Consider the following 255-nt stretch of genomic DNA (forward strand, 5'->3'; position numbering starts at 1 on the left):
ACATCCCTCTAATATCTCACCTTGTACTTTTTCGTCATATCGAATGCTCCCCCACTGTTTTTGGATTTCGTAACGAATCGTTTCCGTTTCTAGCGTTAAATCATGCAATTTTACTCTGATAGAAGTGTTTCCGTAGCCCACCATTTCAACCCGAATGCGTAGGTTTTTCGTATTAATTCCTTGCTCTCTCAAACTTCTTTTGATATTATTTGCAGTTATTTCCATGCGAATCTCTCCTATTTGTCGTTTTTTGTT

General features: G+C 37.6%; 1 protein-coding gene. It reads right to left on the reverse strand.

The window, feature by feature from the left end:
• On the reverse strand, positions 1–225 hold a 225-nt coding region (locus tag P3R27_RS15615), incomplete at its 3' end, for a hypothetical protein (RefSeq protein WP_301399228.1).
• Positions 226–255: the final 30 nt, after the last annotated feature.

This window comes from Enterococcus spodopteracolus, assembly GCF_030441955.1.
Classification (GTDB): Bacteria; Bacillota; Bacilli; order Lactobacillales; family Enterococcaceae; genus Enterococcus_B; species Enterococcus_B spodopteracolus.